This window comes from Zwartia sp. (assembly GCF_049655405.1).
In the GTDB taxonomy this organism is placed as follows: Bacteria; Pseudomonadota; Gammaproteobacteria; order Burkholderiales; family Burkholderiaceae_B; genus Zwartia.
Genome location: NZ_JBASJR010000011.1, coordinates 454,294 through 475,838, shown reverse-complemented (window position 1 = coordinate 475,838; position 21,545 = coordinate 454,294). Strand labels below are relative to the sequence as shown.

Annotated in this window: 20 protein-coding genes; 10 read left to right on the top strand and 10 right to left on the bottom strand. The window is 54.0% G+C overall.

All coding sequences use genetic code 11. From position 1 onward, the window contains the following. Positions 1-115 precede the first annotated feature (115 nt). Genes WBJ47_RS10140 through WBJ47_RS10120 form a run of 5 tightly spaced genes read left to right on the top strand, consistent with a single transcriptional unit; the run spans position 116 to position 5,629 of the window. Entirely contained in the window at positions 116-1,687 is a 1,572-nt protein-coding gene (locus WBJ47_RS10140) for an ABC transporter substrate-binding protein (RefSeq protein WP_422245305.1), read from the top strand. A 54-nt stretch (positions 1,688-1,741) separates the two neighbouring features. Then, positions 1,742-2,731, top strand: coding sequence for an ABC transporter permease (locus WBJ47_RS10135; protein ID WP_422245306.1), 990 nt, complete (start codon positions 1,742-1,744; stop codon positions 2,729-2,731). Then, the gene (locus tag WBJ47_RS10130) at positions 2,731-3,645 is read left to right on the top strand and encodes an ABC transporter permease (protein ID WP_422245308.1); all 915 of its coding nucleotides are present in this window, start codon (positions 2,731-2,733) and stop codon (positions 3,643-3,645) included. Before WBJ47_RS10135 ends, WBJ47_RS10130 begins: the two co-directional genes overlap by 1 nt. An 8-nt stretch (positions 3,646-3,653) precedes the next feature. Then, positions 3,654-4,628 (top strand): ABC transporter ATP-binding protein, encoded by a 975-nt coding sequence (locus WBJ47_RS10125; RefSeq protein WP_422245310.1) that lies wholly within the window; start codon positions 3,654-3,656, stop codon positions 4,626-4,628. Next, the gene (locus WBJ47_RS10120) at positions 4,625-5,629 is read left to right on the top strand and encodes an ABC transporter ATP-binding protein (protein WP_422245312.1); all 1,005 of its coding nucleotides are present in this window, start codon (positions 4,625-4,627) and stop codon (positions 5,627-5,629) included. The genes WBJ47_RS10125 and WBJ47_RS10120 overlap by 4 nt, the downstream gene beginning before the upstream one ends. 26 nt (positions 5,630-5,655) lie before the next feature. Here WBJ47_RS10120 and WBJ47_RS10115 read toward each other — a convergent pair whose 3' ends face one another. The 3 genes from WBJ47_RS10115 to WBJ47_RS10105 are packed head-to-tail and all read right to left on the bottom strand — an operon-like array spanning position 5,656 to position 8,617. After that, positions 5,656-6,621 carry a Bug family tripartite tricarboxylate transporter substrate binding protein gene (locus tag WBJ47_RS10115; protein ID WP_422245313.1) on the bottom strand — a complete coding sequence of 322 codons (966 nt, stop codon included), beginning with the start codon at positions 6,619-6,621 and terminating at the stop codon, positions 5,656-5,658. A gap of 44 nt (positions 6,622-6,665) precedes the next feature. Next, on the bottom strand, positions 6,666-7,826 hold the full coding sequence (locus WBJ47_RS10110) for an acyl-CoA dehydrogenase family protein (protein ID WP_422245314.1): 1,161 nt from the start codon (positions 7,824-7,826) through the stop codon (positions 6,666-6,668). Further along, positions 7,823-8,617, bottom strand: coding sequence for an IclR family transcriptional regulator (locus WBJ47_RS10105; RefSeq protein WP_422245315.1), 795 nt, complete (start codon positions 8,615-8,617; stop codon positions 7,823-7,825). Before WBJ47_RS10105 ends, WBJ47_RS10110 begins: the two co-directional genes overlap by 4 nt. Before the next feature lie 127 nt (positions 8,618-8,744). Between WBJ47_RS10105 and WBJ47_RS10100 the strand changes: the two genes are divergently transcribed. After that, positions 8,745-9,968, top strand: a complete 1,224-nt coding sequence (locus WBJ47_RS10100) for a CaiB/BaiF CoA transferase family protein (protein ID WP_422245317.1) — start codon at positions 8,745-8,747, stop codon at positions 9,966-9,968. 19 nt (positions 9,969-9,987) lie between these two features. Here WBJ47_RS10100 and WBJ47_RS10095 read toward each other — a convergent pair whose 3' ends face one another. Further along, complete coding sequence (locus WBJ47_RS10095) at positions 9,988-10,494, bottom strand: hypothetical protein (RefSeq protein ID WP_422245319.1); 507 nt, start codon at positions 10,492-10,494, stop codon at positions 9,988-9,990. Positions 10,495-10,603: 109 nt separating this feature from the next. Between WBJ47_RS10095 and ettA the strand changes: the two genes are divergently transcribed. Then, positions 10,604-12,277, top strand: a complete 1,674-nt coding sequence (ettA, locus tag WBJ47_RS10090) for an energy-dependent translational throttle protein EttA (protein ID WP_424585357.1) — start codon at positions 10,604-10,606, stop codon at positions 12,275-12,277. 94 nt (positions 12,278-12,371) lie between these two features. Here ettA and minE read toward each other — a convergent pair whose 3' ends face one another. From minE to WBJ47_RS10065, 5 genes are all read right to left on the bottom strand, one after another. Further along, complete coding sequence (gene minE, locus WBJ47_RS10085) at positions 12,372-12,629, bottom strand: cell division topological specificity factor MinE (protein WP_422244019.1); 258 nt, start codon at positions 12,627-12,629, stop codon at positions 12,372-12,374. Next, on the bottom strand, positions 12,629-13,444 hold the full coding sequence (gene minD, locus WBJ47_RS10080; RefSeq protein ID WP_422244018.1) for a septum site-determining protein MinD: 816 nt from the start codon (positions 13,442-13,444) through the stop codon (positions 12,629-12,631). Before minD ends, minE begins: the two co-directional genes overlap by 1 nt. A gap of 32 nt (positions 13,445-13,476) precedes the next feature. Continuing rightward, the gene (gene minC, locus WBJ47_RS10075; RefSeq protein ID WP_422244017.1) at positions 13,477-14,316 is read right to left on the bottom strand and encodes a septum site-determining protein MinC; all 840 of its coding nucleotides are present in this window, start codon (positions 14,314-14,316) and stop codon (positions 13,477-13,479) included. Positions 14,317-14,414: 98 nt separating this feature from the next. Continuing rightward, positions 14,415-14,618, bottom strand: coding sequence for a hypothetical protein (locus WBJ47_RS10070; RefSeq protein WP_422244016.1), 204 nt, complete (start codon positions 14,616-14,618; stop codon positions 14,415-14,417). A 26-nt stretch (positions 14,619-14,644) separates the two neighbouring features. Then, the gene (locus tag WBJ47_RS10065) at positions 14,645-16,417 is read right to left on the bottom strand and encodes a glutamine--tRNA ligase/YqeY domain fusion protein (protein WP_422244021.1); all 1,773 of its coding nucleotides are present in this window, start codon (positions 16,415-16,417) and stop codon (positions 14,645-14,647) included. A 135-nt stretch (positions 16,418-16,552) separates the two neighbouring features. On the opposite strand from WBJ47_RS10065, the gene recQ reads away from it, so the two are divergent. Further along, on the top strand, positions 16,553-18,436 hold the full coding sequence (recQ, locus tag WBJ47_RS10060) for a DNA helicase RecQ (protein WP_422244015.1): 1,884 nt from the start codon (positions 16,553-16,555) through the stop codon (positions 18,434-18,436). 30 nt (positions 18,437-18,466) lie between these two features. On the opposite strand, the gene ruvB is transcribed toward recQ, so the two are convergent. Next, positions 18,467-19,534 (bottom strand): Holliday junction branch migration DNA helicase RuvB, encoded by a 1,068-nt coding sequence (gene ruvB / locus WBJ47_RS10055; protein WP_422244014.1) that lies wholly within the window; start codon positions 19,532-19,534, stop codon positions 18,467-18,469. A gap of 99 nt (positions 19,535-19,633) precedes the next feature. Between ruvB and WBJ47_RS10050 the strand changes: the two genes are divergently transcribed. Together WBJ47_RS10050 and WBJ47_RS10045 are read left to right on the top strand one after the other, a co-directional pair. Next, a complete protein-coding gene (locus WBJ47_RS10050) occupies positions 19,634-20,605 on the top strand; it encodes a threo-3-hydroxy-L-aspartate ammonia-lyase (RefSeq protein ID WP_422244013.1) in 972 nt (323 codons plus the stop codon). A gap of 18 nt (positions 20,606-20,623) precedes the next feature. Then, positions 20,624-21,544 (top strand): complex I NDUFA9 subunit family protein, encoded by a 921-nt coding sequence (locus tag WBJ47_RS10045; RefSeq protein WP_424585356.1) that lies wholly within the window; start codon positions 20,624-20,626, stop codon positions 21,542-21,544. The last annotated feature ends 1 nt before the right edge of the window (position 21,545 follow it).

Sequence of the window (21,545 nt, the reverse complement as noted above, 5' to 3'; positions counted from 1 at the left end):
GTCCGGAATCCGCGACGATGTCAGTTTGACGAAAGCTTGAATAAGCTTATGGTTGACGCAGTCATCGCGGGTGGGGCAATATGACTTTGTTATTTAACTATTCCAGGAGCGTGCCATGCGCCGTACCCTCATTGCTGCGGCCCTTTCAGCCGCGATGCTGTTGCCCGGACTGGGCTTTGCCAAGACATTCAAATGGACCAGCCAGGGCGATATTCTGACCCTTGATCCTCACTCGCAAAACGAAGGGCTGAACATTGCCGCTAACTTGTGGGTCTACGATCCGCTGGTCAAATACAACGAAAAATATGAAGTCGTGCCCTCGCTGGCGACCTCGTGGGAGCGCATCAACCCCACCACGATGCGTTTCAAATTGCGTCCAAATGTAAAGTTTCAGGACGGCACACCTTTTACTGCTGATGACGTGGTGTTCTCGCTCAAGCGCGCCATGGCACCTTCTTCACAGTTCAAGTCCTACGTGGCAGGCATCAGCGATGTGGTCGCCGTCGATCCTTTGACTGTGGATGTCATCACGGCCGGTCCTAACCCTGTCTTGCTGCGTCAGTTACCTTCATTGGGCATCATGAGCAAAGCTTGGGCTGAAAAGAACAATGCCGCGTTACCTCAGGATTTCAACAAAAAAGAAGAAAGTTTTTCTGCGCGCAACGCGATGGGCACCGGTCCTTATCAGTTGAAGTCACGCGAAGTCGACATCAAGACTGTTTATGTGGAAAATCCAAACTGGTGGGGTAAACCGACCAAAACGGGTAACGTGACAGAAATCGTCTACACGCCGATCAAGCAAAACGCGACACGCACGGCTGCCTTGCTGTCGGGCGAAGTTGATTTTGTATTGGATCCACCTGCACAGGATTTGGACCGCTTACGCAAACAAGTCAACGTGCTGGACGGCAACGAATACCGTACGATCTTCATCGCGATGGACGTCAAAAGTCCTGAGCTGAAGTACAGCAACATCAAGGATAAAAATCCGCTTGCCGATGTGCGTGTGCGCGAAGCCCTCTATCGTGCGATTGATGTCGAGGCCATTAAAAAGTCCGTGATGCGCGGCATGTCCTTGCCCACAGGCGCCATGATCTCTCCACAGGTCAATGGCTATTCAGACGCCTTGGGTAAGCGCGTGCCCTATGATCCCGTCAAGGCCCGCGAGCTGCTCAAGCAAGCTGGCTACGACAACAACCTCGAGTTCACGATCGATTGTCCGAACAACCGCTATATCAACGACGAAGCGATTTGTCAGGCTGTTGTCGCGATGTGGGCCAAGATTGGTGTTAAAACCAAACTGAATGCGATGCCGCGTGCGACTTTCTTCCCGAAGTTGGCTAATGGCGACACCAGCATTTATTTGTTTGGCTGGGGCGTGCCAACCTTTGATGCGTTTTACACACTGGAGTCACTCATTCGTACCAAGGGTACCGGCGCAGCAGGTGCCTTTAACTATGGTGGTTACTCCAATCCCAAGGTGGATGCTTTGATCGATACGATCAAGACCGAAACCGACGATGCGAAACGCACCGCCATGATTCAAGAAGCGCTTGGCATTCATGCCAAGGAGTTTGGTGCGATCCCTCTGCATGACCAGATCATCCCCTGGGCCATGAAGAAAAACGTCAAGATGATTCACCGTCCGGACAATCGTCCCGTGATCGAGTGGATCCGCATCGATTAATCGATGTTTCTAAAGCGAGCCTCCGTGTGGAGGTTCGCATTTTTGTGAGAATGCATGTTCGCTTTTATTATTCGCCGGTTGCTTCAGGCCGTGGGCGTGATGCTGACCGTCGCGCTGCTAGCTTTTATTCTGTTTCAGTATGTCGGCGATCCTGTCATGATCATGTTGGGTCAGGAGGGCACGCCTGCTGAGCGTGAGCAGTTACGTCAGGACCTCGGGCTCAACGATCCAATTATTGTGCAGTTCTATCATTTCCTCGCCAATGCCGTACAAGGTGACTTTGGTTTGTCACTGCGGCAAGGACAAAAAGTTTCGGTGCTGTTGCGTGATCGCTTGCCGGCGACCTTGGAGTTGTCAATCGCTGCTGCGTTGATCGCCTTAGTGATTGGCGTGCCGTTAGGTGTTTACACGGCACTCAAGCGAAATGGAAAGTTATCCCAAGCTTTTTTGGCATTTTCGCTCTTGGGTGTTTCGCTCCCCACGTTTCTCATCGGTATCTTGTTGATCCTAGTGTTTTCTGTTCAGCTGGGTTGGTTGCCTAGTTATGGCCGTGGAGACACCGTAAAACTGGGCTGGTGGTCAACAGGCTTACTCACGGCAAGCGGCTGGAAACACTTGATCCTGCCAGCAGTCACACTTTCTCTCTTTCAAGTCGCACTGGTCTTGCGTCTCGTTCGCTCCGAGATGCTCGAGGTCTTGCGTGCTGACTATATCAAGTTTGCGCGTGCGCGCGGTTTGACGAAGCGGGCGATTCACTTCGGTCATGCCCTTAAAAACACGCTCGTGCCTGTCATTACGATTATGGGTTTGCAGCTCGGCGGCATTATCGCGTTTGCGATTGTCACAGAGACCGTGTTTCAGTGGCCGGGCATGGGTTTGCTCTTTATTCAGGCTGTCCAGTTCGCCGACATTCCGGTGATGGCGGCTTATCTGTGTCTGATCTCATTTATTTTTGTGGTGATTAATCTGATTGTTGATTTGTTGTACTTCGCGGTCGATCCGCGACTCCGTGTGGGTCTAGGCAAGTCAGGAGGGGGCCACTGATGCGCGCCGCTCTTGCAAAATTCTGGAATGGGGATCTCGCTTGGTCATGGCGACATACACCCGTGGCCATCATTGCGACCTTTACGCTGCTCATCATGTTGATTGCTGCGTTTGGCGCTGGATGGATTGCGCCACACAACCCCTTTGACTTGGCAACGATCGAGTTGCTGGATGCGCTCAAGCCTCCCGTTTGGGCGGACGATGGCACGTCCAAATACTTATTGGGTACGGATAGTCAAGGACGTGATCTGCTCTCCGCCTTGATGTACGGCACCAAAGTATCTCTGCTCATTGGCTTGGCTGCGGTGGCCGGGGCGATGTTGCTCGGCGTTGTGCTTGGATTGATCTCTGGCTACGCAGGGGGTCGCATTGATGCCTTGATCATGCGCGTGGCGGATGTCCAGCTTTCCTTTCCTGCCATTCTGATTGCCTTGCTGATCGATGGTGTGGCACGTGCAGTGGTGCCAGGTGACATGCACGAGGTGATCGCATTTCCAGTGCTGGTGGGGGCGATTGCCCTGGCGGGATGGCCACAATATGCGCGAACGGTTCGGGGCTCGACCCTTGTTGAAAAAAATCGAGAATACGTCCAAGCAGCGCGCGTGATTGGTATTTCTTCGCCTGTCATCATGTTTCGCCACGTGCTGCCCAATGTATTGGGTCCCGTGCTGGTGCTCGCGACGGTTCACCTGGCGACCGCGATCATTACAGAGGCGACACTCTCCTTTTTGGGGGTCGGTGTGCCGCCAACCTCTCCCTCGCTTGGAACACTGATCCGCGTGGGCAATGACTTTTTGTTTTCCGGAGAGTGGTGGATCACCATTTTTCCGGGCGCGGCTCTCGTGCTGCTGGTGTTGTCTGTCAACCTGCTTGGGGATTGGCTGCGTGATGCCCTGAATCCCCGTTTGAGTTAAGGGCAGACATGTCTAATATTTTAGAAATTAAAAACCTCAGCGTCGAGTTTCCGACACGACACGGCACCTTAAAAGCGTTGAACGATGTGTCGTTTTCAATCGCAGCGGGCGAGGTGGTGGGCGTCGTTGGCGAGTCGGGCGCTGGTAAGTCCCTGACTGGTGCAGCCATTATTGGTTTGCTCGAACCGCCAGGACGCATTTCCGGAGGTGAAGTGCTGCTTGAAGGCCGGCGGATCGATAATTTGTCGGATGAGCAGATGCGGCCGATTCGCGGCCGTGAAATTGGCGCGATTTTCCAAGATCCGCTGACCTCTCTCAATCCGCTCTATACCGTTGGTCATCAGTTGACTGAGACCATCGTGACACACTTACCGATGACGAGGTCTCAAGCCCGACAGCGTTCAATCGAGTTGCTAGAGTCGACGGGTATCCCCGCCGCTCGTGAGCGCATTGATCACTATCCCCATCAGTTTTCGGGTGGCATGCGTCAGCGTGTCGTCATCGCGCTGGCCTTAGCGGCACAGCCCAAGTTGATCGTCGCGGATGAGCCCACCACGGCACTGGATGTTTCTATTCAAGCGCAGATTATTGAGTTGATTAAAAAGATGTGCCGCGAACAAGGCACCGCCGTGATGTTGATCACACACGATATGGGTGTGATCGCCGAAACGGCTGATCGAGTCGTGGTGATGTATGCAGGACGCGTCGCTGAGATCGGCAAGGTACGTGACGTGATTCATGCGCCTCGTCACCCTTACTCAGTGGGACTGATGGGCTCGATTCCCTCCATCCACCATCATGTCGAACGTCTGGTGCAGATTGATGGTTCGATGCCAAGGCTCACGGCGATTCCCAAGGGTTGTGCGTTTAATCCACGCTGCCCGCGTGTCATGGATCGCTGCCGCGAAGAGCGTCCCGAAATCATTCAGGTCGGCACCTCGCAAGCTGCCTGCTGGTTACACGCATCAAAGGAGGCGTCATGAGTACAGAGCGTCCTTTAGTGGAAGTGCATGACGCGGCACGTTGGTTTGATGTCTCGGCCCCCTGGCTCGAGCGCGTGCTGTCCCGCAAGCCACGCAGTATTCTGCGCGCGGTCGATGGTGTGTCATTTGGCATTCGCAAGGGCGAGACTCTGGCGCTAGTGGGGGAGTCCGGTTGCGGCAAGTCCACCATTGCCCGGATGTTGGTCGGTCTTTATCCGCTCACGCGCGGGACCATTACCTTTGATGGTCAACCAATTTCAAATATGCAGGGCCGCTCTGGTCTGGCCTTGCGCAAGCGCCTGCAGATGATTTTCCAGGATCCCTATGCCAGTTTGAATCCTCGCTGGCGTGTCGGACGGATCATTGCTGAGCCGATGCTGGCACATACCGACATGACCGAGCAAGAGCGTGATGACCGTGTCGATGTGTTGCTGACCCAGGTTGGTTTACATCCCTCAGACAAGTCCCGCTTTCCGCATCAGTTTTCCGGTGGACAAAGGCAGCGCATTTCGATTGCGCGAGCCTTGGCGGTTAATCCCGAGTTTCTCGTGTGCGATGAGCCGACTTCGGCACTCGATGTGTCTGTTCAAGCGCAAGTGTTGAACATTATGAAAGACTTGCAGAGAAATCTCGGTCTGACCTATCTGTTCATTTCACATAACTTGGCTGTTGTGCACCACGTGGCGGACCGTGTGGGTGTGATGTATCTGGGGCGGATTGTCGAAATCGCCGATCGTGACACCTTGTTTGCAAATCCTCAGCATCCCTATACGCGGATGTTGCTGTCAGCGATTCCAGATATGACGGGGCAGGGACGCAAACGTACGCCTGTTGCGGGTGAGGTTCCCAATCCCTTGAATCCACCCACGGGATGTACCTTTCACCCGCGTTGCCCCTTTGTGCGAGAGCGCTGCAAAACTGAAGCCCCCGCGACACAAAACTTTAAAGGCGTGGAAATTGCCTGCCATGGTGTTGCAGAAGGTTGGCCGATGCAGGGTTAATTGCCTCGGCCACACGGCAAGTGAAACTAGTTCGTCTTGATGTTGCGCACCTTGACGAGCTCGTTCCATTTCTTGATATCTGTTTCGATGTATTGTTCAAACTCTTTTGAACTCCCGCCGACAGGCTCCATGCCAATCGAGACAAAGCGCTCTTTCACATCGGGTTGAGCTAGGATCTCGTTGATCTCTTTGTTCAGGCGCGTCACGATATTCGCGGGCAGCTTTGCGGGGCCGACGAGACCGAACCAGGTGTAGACGTCAGTATCTTTGAACCCTTGCTCACCAAGTGAGGGAACGTCTGGTAACAAAGCTGAGCGCTGTGAACCAAACACGGCAATCGCGCGCAACCGGTCGTTCTTGATAAAGGGCAGAGGTGCGACAATAGGATGCACGCCTGCCGTTAACTGGCCACCGACGAGGTCCGTCATCGCTGGCGCATCGCCCTTGTAGGGCACATGCGTCATGTTCGATTTAGCCAAATAGTTAAACAACTCAATCGCCAAATGAGGGCCTGTGCCATTGCCTGGGCTGGAGACATTGACTGTTCCAGACTTGGCAGCGAGTGCAAGTAACTCTTTGGTGGTTTTGACTGGTGAGGCTGCCGGGACCAACAAGAAAAGTGGAGCACGGACCACTTGGATAATGGGCGTAAAGTCTTTGAGCGTGTCGTATTGAAGCTGGCCAAACAATGCGGGGTTGGTCGTATGAGGGGCGGCGGCCATCAGCAAGGTATAGCCATCTGGATCAGCCTTGGCAATGAAGGCGGAAGCAATGCGTGTATTGGCGCCTGGCTTGTTTTCCACGACAACAGGTTGTTTGAGACGGATGGCAAGGCGTTCACCGATGACACGTGTGGCGATGTCGTTTGAGCCACCTGCCGGAAAGGGCGAGATCAGTTTGATTGGCTTTGTAGGCCATTCTTGAGCGAGTGCCAAGCCTGTTGCACTCAGTGTTAAGCCAAGTGCGAGTGCGATGCGGCTAATTATTTTCATGTCTGCCTCCAGAGAGCAATAAAACTGATGAATAAAAAATAAAATTACTTCATGATCCGTTTTGCAATGTTGAGCAAATGAATCTGGCTTGTACCTTCGTATAAACGGAACAGCCGGACATCCCGATACAGCATTTCAATCGGTCCGCCAATGTCGGCGCAGTAGCCTGCGCCGCCGAAAATTTGCACCACGCGATCTGCTACACGTCCGCACATCTCTGAGGCGTAGTATTTACAGATCGAGGCTTGTGTCGTCACATCCTCACCGTTGTCACGTGCGCGCGCAGTCTCCAGCACCAGACTGCGTGCGGCTGAAATCTCCACTTGGCACTCAGCCAGCATGGCTTGCACCAGTTGAAACTCGCCAATCGGTTTGCCAAACTGCTCTCGCTTTTTGACATGCGCCAGAGCCTCGTCGAGCAGACGCATCGCCGGACCGATACACAGTGCGGCCAAATTAATACGTTGTTTATTCAGAGTTTTCATGGCGGTCGCAAAGCCTTTTCCGGGCACGCCGCCTACGATCTGCTCGCTGCTTGCCATGACATCCTCAAGGTAAACCTCCGAGACAGGCGAGCCTGACTGACCCATTTTCCGGTGCTCAGGACCCGTACTCAAGCCAGGTGTTTGACGTGGAATCAAAAAGGCACTGATGCCACGGTGCGACAAGTCCTCGGGGTCGGTTCTGGCAAATACCGTAAAGAGCTCGGCGATTGGGGCGTTCGTGATGTAGCGTTTAGTGCCATTGATGCGCCACTGCTGCGCACCGCCTGTCATCGCTGGGGTTGCAGACGCCTTTAGTGCTGTGGCATCCGAGCCTGCATCGGGTTCAGTCAATGCGAGACAGCCCGTGACCTCACCACTGGCGAGCTTGGGCAACCATTCTTGTTTTTGCTCAAGCGTGCCGTCTTGAATGATGGATTCAGCACCGATACCAGTGTTGGTCCCCGCCCGAGCGCGAAAAGCCGTTGCGGCCTTCGAGAGTTCAATATTGGCGAGCGCGAGTTCCTCAGTTGTCATACCTGCGCCGCCATATTCGCGCGGAATACTCCAGCCAAAATAACCACGCTCGCGCATGATCTGGACGATATGCGCGGGAATCTCGTTGTCCCTGACAACTTGAGCTTCCGCAGGAATAGCGATTTCACGGACAAATTGACGAATGTCGTCCAGGCGTTGAGTGTTGAGTGTTGAGTCTTGAATCATAAGGATGTTCCGCTTGTGGTCAGGATCTTGCCGCTGTCGCGTTCGATGTTGTGACGGGCTTCAAATAAGTGAGGAATGATGTTTTTAAGGAGTTCGGCTTTGGTCAGTCGAGCCGTACTGATCGTGCAATTCATGCCGATTTGCAGATGATCATCCGAGGCGACCGTGAGAGGAACCGCCACGGCGAGGACATTGCGCTTCCAGTCGCCACGGCTCAAACAGAAGCCATTTTTTTCGTAGCACGCACGGTCTTTTTCAAAATAGGGAAAGTCTGCCGCATATTGCGCCGGGTCCTCGACTTTGAGTCGATTCAATATCGATGCGCGTTGCGCGTTTGTGCTTGCGAAAAGCAAGGCGCGTCCGAGGGCTGTCGTTAACAAGGGGCGCGCACTGCCGATATCGGGTTTTAAAAAATTCCCTCGGTCAATACGTAGGGCGTCGATGTATACCACCTCGAGTTTTCCCAGCATCCCGAGATTCACTGTCCAACCTGTTTTGGCAGCCAGCTTTTCGATATGGGGTCGGGCCAAGTGCCGGATTTCCATGCTGGCAAGCATGGGATAGCCCAGCATCAGCACCCCAGGTCCGAGGCGATATTTTTGCAGGCGATCAATCCTCGTCAAATAGCCGAGTTGTTCCAGTGTGTAGGTCAGTCGCGAAATAGTCGCCTTGGGCAAACCTGTTTTTTCACAGAGCTCTCGATTGCCCAGCAGATACTCGGCAGGCGTGAAGGCGCGCAGGACTTGTAGTCCGCGGCTCAAGTTAATTGCAAACTGACGATCTGTCTCCACGGAGTGGGGCGCCTTGTTCATCATCATATGTTGAGGGATTGTCGAAACAGGGACAACCTAAATTTACTAGCGTTTCGCTGTGCGGAACAGAGGACTCATCCAGTCAGGAATCTGCTCAAATATCAAGATGCATACAGAAACTGACACCGAAACGCCCCGTCTCCCCATGCTTGATGGCATCAATATTCTCGATTTCTCGACTGTGCTTGCGGCGCCTTTTGCCGCCACACTCTGTGCGGATCTTGGTGCGCACGTCACAAAAATTGAGTTGCCGGATGGTTCGGATGCGCTGAGAGGCTTAGCGCCCACAACCCCTGAGCATGCGCTCTACTGGAAGGTGGTCAATCGCAATAAACAAGGCATCACACTTGATGTGCGCCAGCCAGAAGGACGCGAATTATTTCTTAAAGCGATTGCGCATACCGATGTGTTGGTCGAAAACTTTCGTACCGGAACGCTGGACAAATGGGGCTTAGATTTAAAGACGCTGCATGCTGTCAATCCTAAGCTCGTGGTTTTACGCATTACGGGTTTTGGACAGACGGGACCCTATGCAAAACGTCCAGGCTTTGCCAGAATATTTGAGGCGATGAGCGGCCTCACCAACCTCATTGGTACACCTGAGAGTGGCCCCCAGCATCCAAACTTACCGATCGGCGATTTGATTACGGGAGTCTTTGGTGCGTTTAGCATTGCTTCGGCCATGGCCTCATTACGCGCGCGTCCAGAGCAAGGTGGTTTTGAAATTGACCTTTCTGCGACAGAGGCGATTTTCCGTTTGCTGGATCCGCTTGCGGTCGAACAAGAGGTGTTGGGCTACACGCGCAGCCACGTCGGTAATCGTGCCGATTACACCGCACCATCAAATATGTATCGAAGCAAAGATCACATCTGGGTGACCTTAGTGGCTTCTTCCAACCCCATTTTTAGCCGTCTCTGTCACGCGATCGGTCACGTGGAATGGTTGTCTGACCCGCGATTTGAAACCAATCCCGGAAGATGCCGTCATGTAGAGGTGATCGATGAGGGGATTTCCCAGTGGTTTGCCAGCCACGACTTTAGTGAAATCGAACGTGTTTTGGGTCAGGCCGATGTGCCCTATACCAAGGTGTTCAATATCAAAGATGTGCTGGCCGATCCTCAGGTGCAGCATCGCCAGTCAGTGATGCGGATCGAGGACCCCGACTTAGGCTCGATCCCCGCTCCCTGTGTTGTACCCAGAGTAGTCGGTGCAGCGGTGCGCCAGCATCGCAGCGGCCCTGCGGTGGGCGAACACAACGCGATTTTTTATAACGAACTCGGTTTAATCGAAGAAGAAATCGCCCAACTAAAGACCCGCGGAGTTTTGTAAAGGGTTCGTCGGGGTGGACTCAGTGAAGAGACGGCGGCTTGCCCGCCTGTCCCGCTGACAGATCATCCTCTTGATCATCGTCATCCCCTAGATCTTCGAGCAACTCAAGATCTGGATCAGGCAAGGCGTCTTCGGTCAAATCAAAAGGCAGGAGCTCAGCAAGCTCCATCGCGTAGTCAAACTCATCACCATTCTGATCGAGCCTGACAAAACGCGCTTCTGGATCATCTGTAATCTGAATCGCCCACAAATACTGACAGTCATAGACCTCTGTATCCAAATCCAGGCCGCCACGGTTTCCCACAAAGCGCGCACCCGGGCCACCCATTTGCACATGTGTGGCTTTTTCATCTGGCGTTTCATCGACCCCAAGTGGAATGGCAAAAATGACCCATTCCGCATCGTCATCCATGCCGATTTCAGCCAAAACAGACTTGCCCATATAGGCGCTCAGACCATCGGCGGTTTTACCCAGCATGGAAAGTTCTTGTTCGGTAAAGCGCAGGGCGTGGTCAGGTGTGGTCATAAGAACTCAGTTTGGAGCCGTTCAGTCAGGCAAAAGTCGATTTAGCCGTCATCATAGCGCCCTCCAAGCCCTACAATAGCGCATCGTCTTTTTATTCTTTGATGGACCTATGGCTCAATACGTATACACCATGCACCGCGTGGGCAAAATTGTTCCCCCTAAGCGTCAGATCCTGCGTGACATTTCTCTGTCGTTTTTCCCGGGCGCCAAAATCGGCGTGTTGGGTCTGAATGGCTCGGGCAAGTCGACCTTGCTCAAGATCATGGCGGGTGTGGACAAGGAAATCGAAGGCGAAGCCGTTCCGATGCCCGGTCTCAATATTGGTTATCTGGAGCAAGAGCCCAAGCTCAACCCCGATCACACTGTGCGCCAAGCGGTCGAGGAGGGCATGGGACCCGTTGTTGCGGCTAAAAAGCGGCTTGACGAAGTCTATGCCGCCTACGCCGAACCAGATGCTGATTTTGATGCGCTCGCCGCTGAACAGGCGGATTTAGAGGCCATTATTTCCGCCGCGGCCTCGAGCGGCTCTGACGATACAGAAACACAAATGGAAATCGCCGCCGATGCGCTGCGCTTGCCCCCTTGGGATGCCAACGTTGGTAAGCTTTCCGGTGGTGAAAAGCGTCGCGTCGCGTTGTGCCGCTTGTTGTTGTCCAAGCCAGATATGTTGCTGCTAGACGAGCCCACCAACCACCTGGATGCTGAGAGCGTTGAGTGGCTTGAGCAGTTTCTGGCCAAGTTCCCCGGAACTGTTGTGGGCGTGACCCACGATCGTTACTTCCTGGATAACGCCGCAGAGTGGATTCTTGAGTTGGACCGCGGTCATGGCATCCCTTGGAAGGGCAACTACAGCTCCTGGCTCGAGCAAAAGAACGATCGACTCAAGCAAGAAGAGTCCAGCGAGTCGGCCCGTCAAAAAACGATTAAGAAAGAACTGGAGTGGGTCCGTCAAAACGCCAAGGGTCGCCAGGCCAAGGCCAAAGCGCGTATGACTCGCTTTGAGGAATTGTCATCTCATGAATATCAAAAGCGCAACGAAACGCAGGAGATCTTTATTCCTGTGGCCGAACGTTTGGGTAACGAAGCGATTGAGTTCGTGAACGTCAACAAAGCGTTTGGCGACAAGCTGTTGATGGATGATGTGAGTTTCCGTGTACCCCCTGGCGCTATTGTCGGCATTATCGGACCCAACGGCGCGGGTAAGTCAACGCTGTTCCGCATGATCGCTGGTCAAGACAAGCCTGATAGCGGTGAGGTCAAAATCGGTCAGACCGTCAAGATCGCCTTCGTTGATCAGTCCCGCGATGCGTTACCAGATGCCAAGACAGTGTTTGACACGATTTCTGACGGTGCCGATCTCCTGACGGTCGGCCGTTTTGAAATGCCCGCTCGCGCCTACCTCGGTCGTTTCAACTTCAAAGGGGCGGATCAAGGCAAGATGGTCGGTCAGCTCTCGGGTGGTGAACGAGGTCGTCTGCATCTGGCCAAAACCCTCATTACTGGTGGCAACGTGTTGCTGCTGGACGAACCTTCAAACGATCTGGACGTAGAAACCTTGCGTGCACTTGAGGATGCGCTCTTAGAGTTTGCAGGCTCTGTGATGGTCATCAGTCACGATCGTTGGTTCCTGGATCGGATTGCCACGCATATCTTGGCGTTCGAGGGTGATTCGCAACTGGTGTTCTTTGATGGCAACTATCAGGAATACGAAGCCGACAAGAAACGTCGCTTAGGTGAGGCGGGTGCAGCGCCCAAGCGGATTCGCTACAAGGCCTTACGTTAGTCAGCTCGCACAGTCAACAAAAAGCGCCTGTATCAGGCGCTTTTTGTTTGTGTATGACAAGCAGGATTCGAGGCCGGGTGGCCTCGCGAGTGTCTTAACGCTGAGGCATCTCGATCTTGACCTCGAGGACCTCAAGGCTGTCCTGTCGATCAAACTGTACCTTGATGTCGTCAGGATTGATCTGCACATATTTAGAGATCACCGCCAGCAATTCCTTTTGGAGTGCGGGCAAATAGTCTGGCGAATTATTCCCGCCGCCGACACGTTCATGGGCCAGAATAATCTGCAAACGCTCTTTAGCAACGTTGGCGGAGGTTTTCTTCTGGCCGAGCAAAAACGACAGAAAAGACATCACTTACCTCCGAACAAGCGCTTGAGTAGGCCGGGCTTTTCGTAATCAACGAAACGCAGGGGCTTTTCCTCGCCAAGGTAGCGCGACACGACATCGCGATACGCTTCTGAAACATCGCTCTTTTCAATGTGAATGGCTGGCAAGCCTTGGTTGGAGGCTTGCAAAACCGACTCAGACTCAGGAATGACGCCGATCAATTTGATCCGCAAAATATCCTCAATGTCCTTGAGCGAAAGCATCTCACCGTCTTCGACACGCTTGGGGTTGTAACGCGTCAGTAGTAAATATTCTTTGATAGGCTCGTCAGACTCGATCGCACGACGTGATTTGGAGGCCAAAATGCCCAAAATACGGTCTGAGTCGCGGACTGAGGAGACCTCAGGGTTGGTGACGACCAAGGCATCGTCGGCAAAGTAGGCCGCCAGCAAGGCGCCTGTTTCAATACCGGCAGGGGAGTCACACACAATGTACTCAAAACCCATGTCTTTCAGGTCATTGATGACCTTGCCAACACCCTCCAGAGACAGCGCGTCTTTGTCGCGTGTCTGCGAGGCGGGCAGGATAAACAGGTTTTCGAGATTTTTGTCTTTGATCAAGGCTTGATTGAGGGTGGCTTCACCCTGAATCACGTTAACAAAGTCGTACACCACGCGACGCTCACAACCCATAATGAGGTCGAGGTTACGCAGGCCGACGTCAAAGTCGATCACGGCTGTTTTGTGGCCACGCATGGCCAAACCGGAAGAAAAACTGGCGCTCGTGGTGGTCTTGCCAACGCCACCCTTGCCTGAAGTCACCACCACAATACGAGTCATGACGCGAGAACCTTTAAATGGAAATGTTAATTTTACTGCCCAAGGGCATTAATATGAAGTGCATCTTTTTCAAGTTGAATGACAACAGGTTTTTGATGCAGTTCGGCTGATAATTTGGTGTCGACGACACGGTAGATGCCTGCGATTGCAACGAGCTCAGCATCAAAACCGGTCGTAAAAATACGTGCGGCGGCATCACCGCGGGCACCTGCCATGGCTTTGCCGCGCAAGGGACCATAAATATGAATGTTGCCGTCGGCGATCACTTCGGCGCCGCGACTAACAACGCCCATCACAATCAGATCACTGCTGCGTGCGTAGACGCGCTGGCCTGAACGCAGAGGGCCCTTAATCACCATAGTGGGGGCTGCCGACGCAGCAGAGGTGGGCACAGAATCGGCGCGCTGAGAAGCTGCGTCGTTCGCTGCGTCACCGTTGGTGTTCGCACTGACAGCGGGTTCATTGATACTGTTTTCTTCTGAGGCTGCAGGCGTTGGCAGACTAGCCGTGACCGGCTCGGCCACGGAGGCTGCCGTTTGCGTATCTGACGCATGACGCGCAGGCGCAGCTGAAAGATCGACCGGCGTGAGACCGCAGGCTTGCGCCTGGATCAAATTGTCACCTTGGGCAACCACACCGATCACAGGCAGTTTGTGCTTTTTGAAAGCCTCAAGCAGTGCTGCCCAGTCGATCACATCGTCCACGCGCATCGCGTCGATCACCACAGGCTCGTTTTCAAAAAAAGCACCAGCATCTGCCATGCGTTTTTTGAGGGCGAGGATCAGTTCTTTGGTGTCAGCGAGCTGGAGCACCACACGTATTGCGTATAGTGTGGCGCTTTTAAATTCTAGGGGGGAAAGTTCGGTCGTCATTGTCTGGGATCATACCTTACCTAGGACAGCGAGGAAAAGTCCAAAAAATGTTCGAACACGTCTTGAAAATCACGAAGACTGAGGGATGATAATGAGGCTTAAGGCTCGTTCAAGGAGGCTTTGGCAGCCTCTTGGGGCGTTAAACCCTCATAAAACTGATCGGTAAACCACTCGGCATGTTCTTCGATATAGCCTTGGGCTTCGCGCAAACTTGCCCCGGCCGCGACTAAATATTCTTCAACCTCGGTGCACCATTGGATTAAGGCCAACGTGTCTGCATCAACTTCTTCTTTTTTAGCCATCAATGGACCGCCTTTGTTAATCGTTATCAAGCAGACACTGCGCTCGCCCAGGTATCTTTCAGGGTGGTGACCCGATTAAAGACAGGGCGCTGAGCGGTCGAGTCTTTCGCATCAATCACAAAATAGCCCAGACGTTCAAATTGCGACACCACCCCAGTTTCAAGGGAGGTGCCGGGTTCAAGCCATGCCTGCACAGTGTGCACGGACAGCGGGTTGAGATAGTCCAAAAACTCACGATCGCCCGCATCTGGGAAAGGCTCAGAGAACAAGCGGTCATACAGGCGAATTTCAGCCGGTACTGCAGTCGCGCAACTAATCCAGGTAACGTTGCCCTTGACTTTGACAGCGTCCGAGCCAGGTGTACCACTCTTGGTCTCGGGGTTGTATTCGGCATGGACCTCCAGGATATTGCCCTGATCGTCCTTGATGCAGCCTGTGCACGTCACGACATAGCCGTACTTGAGCCTGACAGAGTTGCCTGGAAAGAGTCTAAAGTATTTTTTAGGCGGCACTTCGGCGAAATCCTCTCGCTCAATCCACACTTCACGGGTGAGCGGAAATTCGCGTTGACCTGCGGCTGGGTCGTGCGGATTGCGCGGGGCGTGGCAGATTTCTGTGTGGCCTTCTGGAAAGTTCGTGATGACCAGTTTGACGGGATCCAAAATCGCCACCGAGCGAGGTGCCAAAGGATCCTGAACCTCACGCAAGGCCTGATCTAGCAAGCTGTAGTCGATTCGCGAATTGGATTTTGAGACGCCTGTGCGTTCACAGAACAGCCTGAGTGCCGCGGCGGTATAGCCGCGCCGGCGTAAACCCGCCAACGTAGGCATACGAGGGTCGTCCCAACCGTTCACGTGGCCTTCTTTGACCAGCTGTAACAGTTTGCGTTTGCTCGTGACGATGTAGCTCACATTGAGACGTGCAAACTCATATTGATGCGGCAGCGGCAAGGAAAACTTGCCTAATTCCTGCAGGCGGTTCAGTGTCCAGTCGTAAAACGGGCGCTGGTCTTCAAACTCAAGCGTGCAAATACTGTGCGTAATCCCCTCAAGCGCATCCTCAATCGGATGGGCAAAGGCATACATGGGATACACGCACCACTGCGTGCCTGTGCGGTGATGGGCGGCGTGACGAATGCGATAGAGCACAGGATCACGCATGTTGATATTGGGCGAGGCCATATCAATCCGTGCACGCAAGGCCATACTGCCATCCGGATGTTTGCCATCGCGCATCTCGCGCAGCAAGCGCAGCGAGTCAGCGGCCGAGCGATCACGGAAAGGTGAGTTTTGACCTGGTTCAGTGAGCGTACCGCGCATCGCCCGCATTTCTTCTGGGCTTTGCTCGTCCACATAGGCATGACCGGCCTCGACCAGCGCTTCTGCAAACGCAAACATATCCCCAAAATAGCTGCTGGCGTAGTAGAGATGCTCTTTACCTTCCACCTTCCAGTCGAACCCAAGCCATTTGACGGCATCGATGATGGCGTCCACGTACTCTTGTTCTTCTTTTTCCGGATTGGTGTCATCAAAACGCAGGTGACAGATCCCACCGTAGTCGCGCGCCAAACCGAAATTCAGACAAATGCTTTTGGCGTGGCCAATGTGCAGGTAGCCATTGGGCTCGGGGGGGAAGCGGGTACGAATCCGTGCCGAGTCGAGCGCACCCGTTGCCTGCACGTCTGCTGTGCCAGGGTGGCCCGCCCATCGTTTGCCGGCAAATCGCTGAGAAGCGAGATCAGACTCAATAATGTTGCGCAGAAAATTAGTCGTAACGGGAGCGTTGGATTCAGAGGTCATACAAGGATTTTGGGCGGCCATAGCAAGCAATAAGGACATATTTTGCCATGAGCCGCACTCGATAGCCTGTGGACTTATGAAATACCCACAATTTGTTCCTCTACAATCCCCATATGTTGTTGATAAAAGCCACCTATGCGTAAGCCAAACGCTTTCGCTGCAGACCTGTCCTCCCATCACTCCTCGCATTCAAGCGCCAGTCAACTGGACGCTTCCGAGGTGTTGGCGAGGGTCTTTGGCTACGAATCTTTTCGCGGTGACCAGCACGCGATCGTTGAACACGTCATCAACGGTGGTGATGCCTTGGTGCTCATGCCGACCGGCGGCGGAAAATCTCTTTGTTATCAGGTGCCTGCGCTCGTGCGGTCTGGTACAGGTATTGTGATTTCCCCTCTGATCGCGCTGATGCAAGATCAGGTCGACGCACTCACCGAACTCGGCGTCCGGGCAGCATTTCTGAACTCTACCCAGGACTGGCAAGACACCAAAGACGTCGAGCAAGCATTCCTGAATGGAGAGCTTGACCTGCTTTACGTGGCGCCCGAACGCTTGCTGACCGAGCGATGCACTCAGCTTTTAGAGCGTGGAAACATCGCTCTGTTTGCCATTGATGAGGCCCATTGTGTTTCACAGTGGGGACATGACTTCCGTCCAGAGTACCTAGGCCTCTCCGTCTTGCACGAGCGTTGGCCCAACGTGCCGCGCATTGCGCTGACCGCGACAGCCACAGATGTCACGCGTCGCGAAATCGCCACTCGCCTCTCGCTCGACGACGCACAACATTTTGTTGCCAGCTTTGATCGCCCGAATATTCGTTACAACATTGTTGAAAAGCAAGACGTTCGCAAGCAGCTTTTGCAGCTCCTTAGGCAAGAGCACAAAGGCGATGCCGGGATTATTTATTGCCTGTCCCGCAACAAGGTCGATGACACGGCCGAATTCCTGTGCGCGCAAGGCATCGAAGCCTTGCCTTACCACGCGGGCTTGGGCGCGCAGGTGAGGGCGCACAATCAGTCAAGATTTTTACGCGAAGACGGCATCGTGATGGTGGCCACCATTGCGTTCGGGATGGGCATCGACAAGCCCGATGTGCGCTTTGTGGCTCATATCGATATGCCAAAATCTGTCGAGGGCTACTACCAAGAAACAGGGCGAGCCGGTCGGGATGGCTTGCCTGCTACAGCGTGGCTAGCCTATGGTTTACAAGACGTGGTGCAACAACGCCGCATGATTGATGAGTCTGCGGGCGACGATGCCTTTAGACGTCGCCTCGGCGCGCAACTGGATGCCATGCTGGCCATGTGCGAGGCGATTGCTTGCCGACGTCAGCGCCTTCTGCAGTACTTTGGCCAACGTATCGAGCCTTGCGGGAACTGTGACAACTGCTTGCAACCTCCTGAGGCTTGGGATGGGACCGTCGCCGCTCAAAAAATGCTATCAGCGATTTATCGCTTGATGAAAGAGCGCGGGCAACGCTATGGTGCCGGGCATCTGATCGATATCTTGCGGGGCAAATCGACACCGCGCGTCTTAGAAAATGAACACGAAAAACTGACGGTGTTTGGTATAGGCCTGGATCTGACAGACCAGGCTTGGCGTAGCGTGCTGCGGCAATTGCTCGCACATGGCCTGCTGGTGGTCGATCAAGAGGGCTACGGGACACTCGCCTTAACCGAAGACAGCCGCGCTGTTTTAAAGGGTGAGCGTACGTTGATGCTACGACGAGAAGCAGAACGCACAGCAAAATCTTCCACGCCAAAATCTAAAGCCGCGCTGCCTGACTTGCCCTCAGGCGCACAGAGGATCTTTGAGGCCTTACGCCGTTGGCGTTCCGAAATCGCGCGTAGTCATGGCGTACCCGCCTATGTAATTTTTAACGATGCGACACTACGCGAGATTGCGCTGACTCGACCTGACAGCTTGGAGGACTTGAGTCATGTCAACGGCGTGGGTGTCCGCAAGCTAGAGTCTTACGGCGAATTAATTTTGGCGTGTATCGCTGAGTGTGCTGAGCGTTAAATACGGCTCAGGCGTTGTCGTTTGCAAGCCCTAGGTAAACAACGGGCCGTCCGAGGGTTGCGCTTTAGGAGGCGTTAAACCCAAATGCCGCCAGGTTGTTTGCGTGGCCATCCGCCCGCGGGGCGTACGCTGCAGATAACCATGCTGAATCAAATAGGGTTCGATGACATCTTCGATGGTGTCACGTTCTTCGCCAATCGCAGCGGCCAGACTATCCACGCCTACGGGCCCACCATCAAACTTGTGCACGATCGCCTCAAGGAGCTTGCGGTCCATCAGGTCTAGGCCCTGTGGATCGACTTCCAGCATCGCCAAGGCCGCGTTCGCGACAGCAGCATCGATCGTGCCTTTGGCTTTGACTTGAGCATAGTCGCGTACACGGCGCAATAATCTGTTGGCAATCCGCGGCGTGCCGCGCGAACGACGCGCCACCTCAGCCGCACCATCAGGGGTAATCGGGACTTGCAAAAGACCCGCACTGCGCGTGGCAATCCGAGTCAGTTCATCGGGTGTGTAAAACTCCAGGCGCGACACAATCCCAAAGCGATCACGAAGGGGATTGGTCAGCATGCCAGCGCGCGTCGTGGCGCCCACCAACGTAAAGGGCTGAAGATCGAGTTTGACACTACGCGCGGCTGGACCCTCGCCAATCAGGATGTCAATCTGGAAATCTTCGAGAGCGGGATACAAAATCTCTTCGACGACGGGCGACAAGCGATGAATTTCGTCAATAAACAACACATCATTACGTTCGAGATTTGTGAGCAAGGCCGCGAGGTCGCCGGGGCGCTCAAGCACTGGGCCCGACGTCTGGCGCATGTTGACGCCCATCTCGTGGGCAATGATGTGGGCAAGTGTTGTTTTGCCAAGCCCGGGTGGGCCAAACAACAAAACATGGTCCAGCGATTCCTGACGGTTTCTCGCTGCAGCAATAAAGATCTGCAGCTGTTCGCGCACGCGCTGTTGGCCGACATACTCCTCGAGGGCTCGGGGGCGTAACGCCCGCTCAATGGTCTCTTCGTTAGGTGTCGTTGCCTGAGGCGTCACGAGACGCGAGGCCTCGGCGCGGGAACTTAGGGAATCTGACTGAATAGCCATGAATGTAAAAATTAATCCAATAGGGGTACAGACTGCACAATGATGCTCGGACAATCGTACACTATCCTACATCCAAGATCCGATAATGAGAGGAAAGCAATGTCTATCGTGTTGCCAACATATGAAGATGTGATCCGGGCGTCTGAGACGCTAAAAGGGGTTGCCCACCGAACGCCTGTGCTGACTTCGTCAACAGCGAATCGGATGACGGGTGCGCAGGTGTTCTTTAAATGCGACAATTTTCAACGCACAGGCGCCTTTAAGTTTCGCGGTGCTTACAATTCGATTGCCAACCTATCTCCCGAGCAACGCCGTGCAGGGGTATTGACGTTTTCCTCGGGTAACCATGCCCAAGCAATCGCGCTGGCCGGCAAATTGCTTGGCGTGGCGACCACGATCATCATGCCGCATGATGCACCTGCAGCTAAAAAAGCAGCGACCCAAGGCTACGGCGCAACGGTGGTGAGCTACGACCGTTACAAAGAAAGTCGTGATGACATTGCCCGTGAGATGCAAAAAAAGACGGGCATGGCACTGATCCCTCCTTATGATCACCTCCATGTGATCGCCGGTCAGGGCACTGCCGCGAAAGAGTTACTCGAAGATGTCGGCGAGCTTGATTATTTGCTCGTGTGTTTGGGCGGCGGAGGTTTGCTCTCTGGAAGCGCATTATCAGCTTCTGCATTGAGCCCCAAGTGCAAGGTCTTCGGCGTCGAACCCGAGGCCGGGAACGACGGACAGCAGTCCCTGCGCAAAGGCGAGGTCGTGCATATTGATCCACCCCGTTCCATCGCGGATGGTGCGCTCACACTGTATCTTGGACAGCTGACATTCGGCGTGATCAAACAGCGGGTCACCGATATTTTGACTGTCACAGACCCTCAATTGCTCGACACGATGCGTTTCTTTGCTGAACGCATGAAAATGGTGGTCGAGCCGACAGGCTGCCTCGGTGCTGCCGCGCTCTTGCAAGGCGTCCTCCCAGTAGAAAAGGACGCGCGCGTAGGCGTGATCATTAGTGGTGGTAATGTAGACTTGCAGGCCTATGCGGGCTTTTTGACGCAAGTTTAAGTTTTTTTGGAGTGAGCGATGCGTGTTCTGGTGATTGGTGGTGCGGGTTTTCTGGGCCGACAAATCGTCGGTCGTCTAGTGGCCCAAGGGCATGTCGTCCATGTCCCGACCAGGCAATATCAGCACGGTCGCGCGCTGCTCGTGCACCCCACTGTTACCGTCATGCAAGCCAATATTCATGACGATGTGGATTTAAATCGGCTGGTGGCAGGTTGTGACGTGGTGATCAATCTCGTCGGGATTTTGCACAGTCGCCCGGGTCAGCCTTTCGGACCTGACTTTGAGCGTGCCCATGTCCAGTTGCCCAAGCGTATCGCACAGGCTTGCCTGGCAAACGGCACCAAACGCTTGATGCACGTCAGTGCATTGGGCGCCGATGTACAGGCCCCTAGTGGCTATTTGCGCTCTAAAGCGGCGGGTGAACAGGCTATCCATGCTGCCTATCAAGCTGCGGGCAATGATGGCTTCACCATTTTCAGACCCTCGGTTGTCTTTGGCCCCGAGGATCAGTTCATGAATATGTTTGCTCGGTTAGCGCGGTTTTTCCCCGTGTTGCCGATCGCAGGTGCCAAAGCCAAGATGCAGCCTGTCTTTGTGATGGATGTTGCCGAAGCCATTCTCAATTCAATGTCACAGCCTTGGGCATGTGGCCAAACGTTTGAGCTCGCGGGTCCGCGTGTTTACACGCTAGGTGAGTTGGTCGAACTTGCCGCGTTGTGGAGTGGTCACCCTCGTCCTGTCTTGCCCTTGCCGCTTTCAATTGGGCGGATGCAAGCTTTCTTCTTTGAGTGTTTGCCTGGTGAGCCCTTGATGTCGCGTGACAATCTCGCTTCCTTGACGGTAGACAATATTAGCCATGCCCCCATGAACCCACTGCTCGGGATTGTGCCAACTGCCCTCGAGTCGATTGCCCCTGTTTATTTAAAACCTGCTGTGTGAG